Here is a 9,803-nt window from a genome sequence, read left to right on the forward strand (position 1 = left end):
GCACCTTTTTTAAAGGAGAACACTATGCCAGTCAGCGACTTTCAGATGGTTGACGCGTGGAAGCAGGTGTTGACGCTCTCGCGCCTCGAGGCAGGCCAGACCGTCACGATTCTCACGAGTACGGCCACCCATCCGCAAACGCTTTCGACCGCGCTGATCGCCACGCAGTCGATGGGCGCGATCGTCAACCGGCTGGACCTGCCGCCGGTGAACGGCGAGAAGGCGCTCAGCCGCGACCCGCTCGCCTACCTCGGCACAACGCCCCTCACGGGTAACCGTGCGGCGATTGCCGCGCTCAAGGAAAGTGACCTGGTCCTGGACCTGATGACGCTGCTGTTCTCGCCCGAGCAGTTCGACATCCTGAAAAGCGGCACGAAGATCCTGCTCGCGGTCGAGCCGCCCGAAGTGCTCACGCGGCTCGTGCCCAACCTGGGCGACCGCGAGCGGGTGCTGGCCGCCCAGGCCCGCATCAACCGTTCCCGTGAGATGCACATCGTCTCGGCTGCCGGGACGGACTTCCACTGCCCGATCGGCGAATTCGAGGCGATTGCGGAATACGGTTTCGTTGACAAGCCGGGCCGGTGGGATCACTGGCCAAGCGGCTTTGCGCTGACGTTCCCGGACGAAGGCCGTGCCTACGGGCGCATCGTGATCGACCGGGGCGACATACTGCTGCCGCAGAAGAGTTACGTGCAGGACCGTATCGAGCTGACGGTGGAGAACGGCTTTGCCACGCGAATCGAGGGTGGCATGGACGCGGACCTGCTCAACGAGTATATGGGCACCTTCAAGGACCCTGAGGCGTACGCCATCTCGCACATCGGCTGGGGACTCCAGCCGCGGGCGCACTGGTCGACGCTGGGACTGTATGACCGCGAGGCGACCATCGGCATGGACGCACGCGCCTTCGAGGGAAACTTCCTGTTTTCGCTCGGTCCGAACAACGAAGCCGGTGGCAAACGCACGACGGCCTGCCACATCGACATCCCGTTGCGTCACTGCGACGTGTTCCTCGATGGCGAGGCGGTGGTGCGCAACGGCCAGGTGCTGGATAAGTGAGGAATCAGCATGTCCAATGAACTAGATACCTACCAGCGCCAGAGCTTCGGCTCGACGCTCGAACCGAAGGCCACGGTGGGGCTACTCATCATTGACTTCGTCAACGGCTTTGCGGACCCCGAGGTGTTTGGCGGGGGCAACATCGCGCCGGCCATCGAGCGCACCGTGCCCCTGCTGGCGCATGCGCGCGAGCGCGGCTGGCCGGTAGCCCACACACGCATCGTGTTCGCCGATGATGATGCGGACGAAAACATCTTTACGCTGAAGGTGCCGGGTCTGCTCACGCTCAAGGAGCACACGCATAACAGTGCCATCGTGCCGCAGCTCACGCCGCGTGCGGGCGAACTGGTGGTGCGCAAGACGGTGCCCTCGGCATTCTTCGGCACCTCACTGGCCGCGTGGCTTGCGCAGCGCGGCGTGCAGACGCTGGTGGTCGCCGGTGCGGTGACCAGTGGCTGCGTGCGCTCGAGCGTGGTGGATGCGATGCAGTATGGCTTCCGTCCGTTTGTGCTCTCCGACTGCGTGGGTGACCGCGCCATCGCCCCGCACGACGCCAACCTCTTCGACATGGCCCAGAAGTACGCCGCCGTCATGACTCGCGACGAAGCACTCAAAATACTTGGAGATCTGCAGTAAATGAAGGAATAGGGCGCGTAATGTGCGACGCGCCCTTTGGTGTGTAATAGCGCCTCGCCTCTCGAAACGCTATGCATATACGTACGTCCGGCAGAAGCTGGACAGTTTCTGAAACTAAGTATAACTAAATCGAAGCACGGCACGATCCGTGCAGTCAGGAGTGAGAATGGACATCTCGACGTCAGAGCCATCGCGGCGCGCTGTAACGCGTCGCGAATTTACACTGATCATCGCTTCATCATTTGGAGCGTTGCTTGAATGGTACGACTTCTATATCTATGCTGCCTTGGCAGGTACGTTCAGTACGCTATTCTTCCCAAGTGGCAACGAGACCACCGCCTTCCTGGCGAGTCTCGCTACGTTCGGCGCGGGGTTTCTTGTTCGGCCGCTTGGCGCACTCTTCTTTGGCCGACTGGGGGACCGGATCGGACGGAAGTACACTTTCATGGCGACCATTGTTTTGATGGGCGTCGCCACAGTTGGTGTAGGACTGCTTCCTTCGTTCGAAAAAATCGGGATGCTGGCGCCGGTCCTGCTCGTGCTTTTGCGTCTTCTGCAGGGTTTTGCCCTAGGTGGTGAGACGGGCGGGGCAGCGACCTATCTGGCTGAACATTCTCCCGCAGATCGTCGGGGCTTCTACACCAGTTCACTACAAACGACTGCCACACTTGGCTTGCTGGCCTCCATCGCTGTAGTCAGTGCGAGCCGGTCTGCGATGGACAGTGCTTCGTTTCAGGATTGGGGATGGCGTGTTCCGTTCCTCGTCTCACTGGTCTTGCTGGTGATCTCTGTGTATCTGCGAACGAAGCTGGCGGAGTCCCCGACCTTTCAGGGCATGAAGCACGCCGGGAAACTGTCGAAATCGCCCATTAGGGAGAGCTTCGGCAACTGGGAAAATCTCAAATATGTACTCATCATGCTGTTCAGCACGGCGTCAGGGGTTGGCGTCGTATTTGGAACGGGCCACTTCTACTCAATGTACTTCCTGCAGAATACCTTGAAGGTCGCGCCAAACACGGTGAATCTCTATCTGGCAATCGCGTTAATTTGCGTGTTTCCGTTCTATCTGCTCTTCGGCTGGCTTTCAGACCGTATCGGACGTAAGTGGATCATGATGGCTGCCTGCCTCATGCTGGCCCTGACCACGCAACCGATTTTTCATGCGCTGACTCACTACGCAAACCCTAAGTTGGAGGCATTCCAGAAGAGTTCGCCGGTAGTCGTTCACGCGGATGACTGTCACTTTTCGCTATTCGCAGCACCAAAGACCGATTGCGACCGCATCCGCTCATTTCTGAGCGCCTCGGGGGTTTCCTACCAGCAGGTGTCGTTGCTGCCTGGAGAGTCAACTGCAACAGTCATAGGCAATGTAACGGTGCGCAGCAGCGACCGGCACGATCTGGAGAGCGCTCTACTTTCTGCCGGCTGGGTACAACACGCGGACCCATCACAAATCAACGCGCCTGTTGTCATCTTCCTGATGTGGTTACTGATCGTATATCTCGCCATGGTGTACGGTCCGATGGCGGCATTTATGGTTGAGCTATTCCCGGCGCGAATCCGCTACACATCTCTCTCGCTTCCGTTTCATCTTGGATCTGGCTGGTTCGGCGGAATGCTGCCTTTCGTTGTCTCGGCGATGGCAGTTGCAAACGGGAATGTGTACTTCGGCCTGTGGTATCCGATCGTTATTGCGGGCGTGTCACTGATTGTCGGTGTGCTCTTCGTTCCCGAAACGTTCCGTAGGGACATCTCGCTGTAAAGACAATTCTACATATCGCGAAGCGTCTCCCTGTGCGGACTGGCACGGGGAGGGCTTTGTGCACAAATATAAGGTTTGGAGATGAAAACACCATTGACCGCTGCCGCGGCAGCATGCGCTTTTGTGACCGCGATTCCGGCGCACGCTCAGTCTTCTGTGCAACTCTGGGGCGCGATTGATGCCGGAGTCACGATGGTCACCAATCAGAAGGGCGGCCACAACTATACGATGGATAACGGTATCGCGATGCCGAACCTATGGGGTCTGCGCGGCACGGAAGATCTTGGCGGTGGCTACAAGGCGATATTTGAACTGATTGACCAGTTCAACCTCGGTACCGGAGCTATCTTCCCGACGAATGGCGGCGGCCTTTTCGGCCGTAACGCATACGTGGGTCTTTCAAACGACCGGTACGGGAAACTGACATTCGGCCAACAGTACGACTTCATGATTGATTCGTTACTACGCTTCGATAATTCGATCTACATCGGGGGGTTGTATGGTTTTCGCCAAGGCCCGTTTTCTGGTCTGGGGATTCCCGGTAACCCCTCCGGAAATGCGAATTTTGACCGCATGTCGGGCACGGCTATTTCAAACTCGGTGAAGTACACGACGCCAACCTACTATGGGTTTTCTGCCGGCGCCCTGTATAGCTTCGGGGGTGTGCCGGGCGCAATTGCACAGAACGACGGCAAGAGTTTTGGCGCCAACTATGTCAACGGACCCTTCTCGGCAGGCGTCGCGTACACCTATCAGCGGTATGCGCAACTCGCCAATGGAATGGCCGGCATACGCAATTTTGGCGCTGGAGCAGAGTACAAGTTCGGCCTGGCCGCGCTCAGTGTGCTCTATACCAACACAAAAAACACGGCCAATAACGCAACCATCAACGTCTACCAGGTTGGAACGCGATACCAGGTCACTCCGGCACTGTCAGTCGGTGGCGACTACGAGCTCATGAAGGGCAACGCTGTGCTCGCCAGCGACAAGGCGAACCAGTTCTCGCTAGGCGTACGCTATGCGTTGTCCAAACGCACGGTACTTTACACAGAGGCCGTGTATCAGAAGGTGAGCGGCGATAACAACCCGCAGGCTTGGATTATGGCCGTTTCGAGTGCGTCGAGTAACGACAAGCAACTGCTGACACGAGTCGGAATTTCGCATCGGTTCTAACCGAAAAAGCTGGCGTCTGCGGACGCCGGCTTCTCAGTCGAAGTGTTTCAGCAGTGTGCGGCCGTACTGGTTGTTGCCTTCGACCAGTTGCATCATCATTCTGATGAACTCTATGCGCTCTTTGGGTTCCAGCGGGGCCAAAAATCGTACTTGGGCTTCTCGCATTGCCTCGTACATCTCGTTCATTACGCGTCGCCCCTTGCTGCTGATATTGGCGATTTTCTGACGCCCATCGGAAGGGCTGGGTTCACGCTTGACCAGCCCGCGCTCTTCGAGGCGTCGGAGAACGTCTGCCATCGTTGTGCGGTCGACGCCGACCTCAGCGCAGAGGGAGGTTTGGTCGAGCCCAGGCTGCTCGCTTAGTGTGGTGAGCAAGCCATACTGAACTGGAGTGATCGAAAAGTCCTTGCAGCTCTCAAAGAAAAGTGCGATGTGAATCTGGTTGAGGCGCCGGATCAGAAACCCCGGGCGTTGCCACAGATGCCCAGTCTCGATCGCCGGATCTGAGACGGCAGCTTTTTTCTCCGTAACTGTGCCCATATTCATCCTTTCAAAAATGTCCTTTGAAGCGGGACAAGTGTAACTGTTTGTCGAACGGTCGTAGCCGCTGTGCTTGCTTCAGAGCACGTAGCCTGGTGGGAAGGAGGGCACGTGAAATTCCGTTCCAGTTCGCGCCGCAGTCACCCTGGGAGAACCACTGTTGCATTCCGTTTTTTTTCGGGATAAAAGCTTATCTGTCAGTGCGCTGATGATTTTACAGCAAGTTTTCGGCGCCGGCGCTCGGCAGACATTTTCCTGATTTTAAAAGTTAACTTAAGAAACGTCGCGCAAGGATTTAGTGTCATCACGTTGTCAGCATACTGATCATGTGATCAGTATGCTGACAATGTGATGCAGTGATTTTGCCGGACGTCAACCTTTTACATGTTGGAGCAAAAAATGAGTACAACCCCTGCGCGATCGAATGAGGCTGCCCTGGGGGGGCAGTCAATGTCCTGGAGCGACGTCAAGACGCTTGGCCTGGCCTCGCTGGGCGGTGCGCTTGAATACTACGACTTCATCGTCGCCGTATTCTTCACCAAGCTGCTCGCCACCGTGTTCTTTCCGCCGCACACACCCGAGTGGCTCGCCCAGCTCGAAGTGTTCTGCATATTCGCCGTTGGCTACCTTGTTCGTCCGATCGGGGGCATCTTCTTCGCCCACTTCGGCGACCGCATCGGGCGCAAGAAGATGTTCGCGCTCAGCCTTTTCCTGATGGCCTTTCCCACGCTGCTCATCGGCCTGCTGCCCAGCTATGCAATGCTCGGCATGGCCGCGCCGCTGCTGTTCTTGCTGTGCCGCATCCTGCAGGGCCTTTCTGTCGGCGGTGAGGTCCCTGGCGCTTGGATCTTCTGCTCGGAGCACGTCAGGCGTGACCGCGTGGGCCTCGCCTGCGGCCTGCTGATGTCGGGCCTGTGCACGGGCATCCTGCTCGGTGCATTGAGTGCCAAGTACCTGATGGGCAACCTCGATGCTGAGAGCCTGAAGACCTGGGGCTGGCGCATGCCGTTCATCGCCGGCGGCGTCTTCGGCCTGATCTCCGTCTACCTGCGTCGCTACCTGCATGAAACCCCCGTCTTCGAAGCGCTGCGCGCCAAGCGTGCCGCCGACTCGCGGATGCCGCTGTCGGTCGTGCTCAAGGAGCACCGTGGCGCCATCGTCGTATCGCTGCTGGCCACCTGGGTCTTCTCCGGGATCTTCGTGCTGTACTTCCTGTACACCCCGACCTTCCTGCAATCGCAGTTCCACTATGAGGCGAAAGCGGTCTTCACCAACAACTCGTGGTCGATCTTCGGGCTCATCATCGGCAGCACCGCCGCTGGCTGGGCCGCCGACAGGATTGGCGGTGGCAAGGCTTACGCGCTGGGCAGCATCGCGATGCTCGCTGTGACGGCCGCCTTCTATTTCGCACTGACCTCAGGCAGCACCGCAGTATGGCCGCTCTACATTGCTGGCGGCTTCCTGATTGGGACCATCACACTCGGGCCGTACATCATCGTGAAAAGCTTCCCGCCTGAAGTCCGCTTCACGGGCTTCGCGCTGTCGTACAACACCGCCTACGCCATCTTTGGCGGGACCGCGCCGGCTGTGGCCTCCTACCTGGTCGGCCGTCAGGGCATCATCATGGCGCCCGCCTGGTACATCGCCGCACTCTGCGTGCTCGGCGTCATCATCGGCCTCGCCTGGCGGGCTCCGGTTCACCCGGACATCGCCTCGCGGCATTGAGTAAGCGATCCCGCCGGGAGCGCGCTTCGGAGGCGATCTCTCGGCACGCCCCGCTATCGCGACATTTCATGGAATTCGCGCGATCGCGATCATGGACAGCGTAGACCTCGAAGTGTGTCAACGTCGACCGTATTTTCCCCAGAAGGGGGTGCGGACGAAAACTTGGACTACCTGGAGGTAGTTCATGTACTCGTACGAAGACCGTCTTCGAGCGGTTCGGCTCTACTTAAAGTTGGGTAAGCGCATCAGAGCGACCATTCGACAACTGGGGTACGCGACAAGGGGTAGTGTCGCGTTAAAGCAAGGTAAGCTGAGCAAATGACCGCAATGAAGAGGACTGCATACATCGCAAGAGAATAGAATTGATCGGCAGCGCTTGCGAAGCATGGCTGATGCTCGAAGCCGGATCCTGCTGCAAAGACATTCTGTGAACGGCCAGGCTTCATGGCAGTCGACGGCAACGCTGCGTCGTCGATTTCTGGGCAAGGTTTAATGACCATGAATGCCTGGGAGTACTATCGGAGGCGACATCGGGTTTTCGTGCACCAGCTAACGATCCAATCCGGAACTGTTCGTTCTCGACATATTCTCCGCACTGAACGGTGTCATTTCGGACTGTAGTGTGTGAGAGCTTCGGTAGCCCCGCAAGGTCGGCGACGGAACGCGCGGCCTCACGATGCTCCGTGTTTCGCGCACGAGGGGTAGCCGCCGTGCAGGCCTAGACAGGAAATGCTTGACCGGCTCCCGGAACTGAATTTCAGGACAAGCCACACCGCAGAAAAGTGCAGTTGGCGGCCATCGAGGAGGGCGGCCACGTCGCTTCGTGAATGGATTTGACGGTGTGGATATACCATGGACGCAGCGTCTGTTGAAGGGCTGGGGGTTCCGATAGGAAATTGGTCATCTGAACGAGGTAAAGTACGGCACAGAGCCGACGTAGCGCAGCGTCCCGGAATCTTCGACCACGCCGAGTTCCAAGGGGCAGTTCTAGAGCATCATTGGCACCTTAAGGAAGTGTCGCCCAACGTGGGAGGTCGGCGGCAGTCAGGCAGAGAACCTGACTGACTATCCGCCGAACCGCATTGTCCGATTGTTAAACACCACCACCGGCCGAATACCCAAACCGAACGAATTTCTCGCCACTTCGATCGAAGTACGCTTTGTTGCAAGTTGTGCCGATCGACTCACATGCCGTGACTACTGACTCGGATTGTTCAGGAACGACGATGTGAATATCGGATAACCCGCATTCATGGCCATGTGAAATGAGCAATTCGCCTACCTGCTTGAGTAGTTCCGGGTTGTCGTGCTCTTCTGACAGCCTCGCACAAACATGACCTATTTCAGAAACTTGTTGCGGGTCCTGTTCGAGAATCAAGCTTGCAATACCCACGCGGGTATTGTCATCCGTAAACACATCATAGAAATATGCCGGTGCCCCAGTTGGCTTATATGCTTTGATGCGACTAGGGCGGATTTCAAAGCCTTCGCCGATGAGTATTTTCGGGGGCGAGATATTGTCTTCGGGTAGCACATCACGTAATTCGTTGCCTCGTGGAGCGGTCATAACTTATTCCTCCATTCTGTAGCCGCGGGTGAGTAGGTGCTTCACACAACCTTGGCTCCGTGATACCAACGAGACCTGCCTGTTCGGCCTTCTGCACTCAGTTGTATAGATCTTGCAGCGCTGAAAGCAACTCGAACCTTTGCAGAAATGTTCGTTTGCGCTCTGTCACCGCCGATTGCATGCGTCCGTCAACCATTCGGGAAGTTGCGCATGAACCAGCCATTGCAACTACGGCTTTCAGTGTTGCAAGAACGGCAACTATTCGGCTGACTCCTGCCTGACGCCTTCAACGTCTGTCTCACCGTTTCCTTCGCAGCGGGCCATCGAGGGGTCGAAGCAAACGGTAGACAGCTTTCTGGTTACCCTCGACGGCGTTGCGCTCTTCATCGGTGAGCGGTATTTCCTGCAGCATACGGATCATGCCGGTTTTTGCTGCGATTAGTTCACCCCGCGTCGATTCTTTCGGGACGTAGTTATCAATCGGACCCTAATTTATGACGGGCCGGCCCTCCTGTCGCCAAGATTCTTACGCCGGAAGGGTCGGATAGTTGTGGCTATCCGACCCTTCGTTTGGTGCTCCCAGCATGGGCGAACTCTTGTGGGTGCAAGTCCCACCGCAAGTTGATCACAGCGAGCGAAGCGAAGCGCAACTGCATGGGGGTGACCGAGTGTGGGGAGGAAGCGCGGAGCGAAACTGCGAGCCGATGAACAAGAACCGGATAGAAGGCGTTGCCGACCAGGGCGAGCGGGCCAAAGACCGCAAAGCTCTCGTGATCAAGGGGCGGTGACGTAGATCCGGCGGTTGTGCAGTGAAGGAGTGCGTTCTTACCTGGGGAGATCTCGCCTCATGCCTGAAAGGGCAACGGCGTCGAGCCGGAGCGAGAAGTCAGCAGAGGCCGTAGTAGTCACAGGATAGGCCGGCGAGGCTGAGGCTGGTGACGAAGGGCCAAACGGGAAGGAGTGTCCAGCGTCATGTCGATGCGACAGGCAATGCGTCAGATGCCCGTGCAAGCGGGGCGGATGGGGAACGCGCGCGGTGAAGCTGCACGTATACCTGTCAGCGACGAAGCCTGTTGCCCGCGACATGCCTGCGGGGACACAGGGTCAGCGCTGCTGGAAGCGGCGCTGACGAGAGAGAACCTGAAGCAGGCGTTCAAACGGGTACGGGCTAACAAGGGAGCCGCTGGTGTGGACGGTCTGGACATTGACCAGACGTCGCGCCATCTGGTGACGGTGTGGCCTGCGATCCGTGAACAGTTGCTCAAGGGGACGTACCGGCCCAGTCCGGTACGGCGGGTGACGATTCCGAAGCCGGATGGAGGCGAGCGCGAGCTGGGCATC

At 58.0% G+C, this 9,803-nt stretch carries 7 protein-coding genes and 1 pseudogene; 6 read left to right on the forward strand and 2 right to left on the reverse strand.

Annotated features, from left to right (window positions below; genetic code table 11):
- Positions 1-24 precede the first annotated feature (24 nt).
- From P0D73_RS42890 to P0D73_RS42905, 4 genes are all read left to right on the forward strand, one after another.
- On the forward strand, positions 25-1,059 hold the full coding sequence (locus tag P0D73_RS42890) for a 2,5-dihydroxypyridine 5,6-dioxygenase NicX family protein (RefSeq protein WP_408435830.1): 1,035 nt from the start codon (positions 25-27) through the stop codon (positions 1,057-1,059).
- A gap of 9 nt (positions 1,060-1,068) precedes the next feature.
- Positions 1,069-1,695 carry an N-carbamoylsarcosine amidohydrolase gene (locus tag P0D73_RS42895; protein ID WP_408435832.1) on the forward strand — a complete coding sequence of 209 codons (627 nt, stop codon included), beginning with the start codon at positions 1,069-1,071 and terminating at the stop codon, positions 1,693-1,695.
- A gap of 166 nt (positions 1,696-1,861) precedes the next feature.
- Positions 1,862-3,457, forward strand: coding sequence for an MFS transporter (locus P0D73_RS42900; RefSeq protein WP_408435834.1), 1,596 nt, complete (start codon positions 1,862-1,864; stop codon positions 3,455-3,457).
- An 81-nt stretch (positions 3,458-3,538) separates the two neighbouring features.
- A complete protein-coding gene (locus tag P0D73_RS42905) occupies positions 3,539-4,630 on the forward strand; it encodes a porin (protein ID WP_408435836.1) in 1,092 nt (363 codons plus the stop codon).
- Between the two features lie 33 nt (positions 4,631-4,663).
- On the opposite strand, the gene P0D73_RS42910 is transcribed toward P0D73_RS42905, so the two are convergent.
- Positions 4,664-5,170 (reverse strand): MarR family winged helix-turn-helix transcriptional regulator, encoded by a 507-nt coding sequence (locus P0D73_RS42910; protein WP_408435844.1) that lies wholly within the window; start codon positions 5,168-5,170, stop codon positions 4,664-4,666.
- Positions 5,171-5,620: 450 nt separating this feature from the next.
- On the opposite strand from P0D73_RS42910, the gene P0D73_RS42915 reads away from it, so the two are divergent.
- Complete coding sequence (locus tag P0D73_RS42915) at positions 5,621-6,895, forward strand: MFS transporter (protein ID WP_408435838.1); 1,275 nt, start codon at positions 5,621-5,623, stop codon at positions 6,893-6,895.
- Between the two features lie 1,093 nt (positions 6,896-7,988).
- On the opposite strand, the gene P0D73_RS42920 is transcribed toward P0D73_RS42915, so the two are convergent.
- A complete protein-coding gene (locus P0D73_RS42920; RefSeq protein ID WP_408435840.1) occupies positions 7,989-8,462 on the reverse strand; it encodes a hypothetical protein in 474 nt (157 codons plus the stop codon).
- 972 nt (positions 8,463-9,434) lie between these two features.
- On the opposite strand from P0D73_RS42920, the pseudogene P0D73_RS42925 reads away from it, so the two are divergent.
- Positions 9,435-9,803 (forward strand): annotated as a pseudogene (locus P0D73_RS42925) (group II intron reverse transcriptase/maturase); the annotation flags it as partial.

This window comes from Paraburkholderia sp. RL18-101-BIB-B, from assembly GCF_046026985.1.
Taxonomy (GTDB): Bacteria; Pseudomonadota; Gammaproteobacteria; order Burkholderiales; family Burkholderiaceae; genus Paraburkholderia.

What these genes read in the sequence shown, in the direction of transcription:
- P0D73_RS42890 (WP_408435830.1), top strand. Translation starts at nt 25, where the DNA reads ATGCCAGTCAGCGACTTTCAGATGGTTGACGCGTGGAAGCAGGTGTTG.
- P0D73_RS42895 (WP_408435832.1), top strand. Translation starts at nt 1,069, where the DNA reads ATGTCCAATGAACTAGATACCTACCAGCGCCAGAGCTTCGGCTCGACG.
- P0D73_RS42900 (WP_408435834.1), top strand. Translation starts at nt 1,862, where the DNA reads ATGGACATCTCGACGTCAGAGCCATCGCGGCGCGCTGTAACGCGTCGC.
- P0D73_RS42905 (WP_408435836.1), top strand. Translation starts at nt 3,539, where the DNA reads ATGAAAACACCATTGACCGCTGCCGCGGCAGCATGCGCTTTTGTGACC.
- P0D73_RS42910 (WP_408435844.1), bottom strand. Translation starts at nt 5,170, where the DNA reads ATGGGCACAGTTACGGAGAAAAAAGCTGCCGTCTCAGATCCGGCGATC.
- P0D73_RS42915 (WP_408435838.1), top strand. Translation starts at nt 5,621, where the DNA reads ATGTCCTGGAGCGACGTCAAGACGCTTGGCCTGGCCTCGCTGGGCGGT.
- P0D73_RS42920 (WP_408435840.1), bottom strand. Translation starts at nt 8,462, where the DNA reads ATGACCGCTCCACGAGGCAACGAATTACGTGATGTGCTACCCGAAGAC.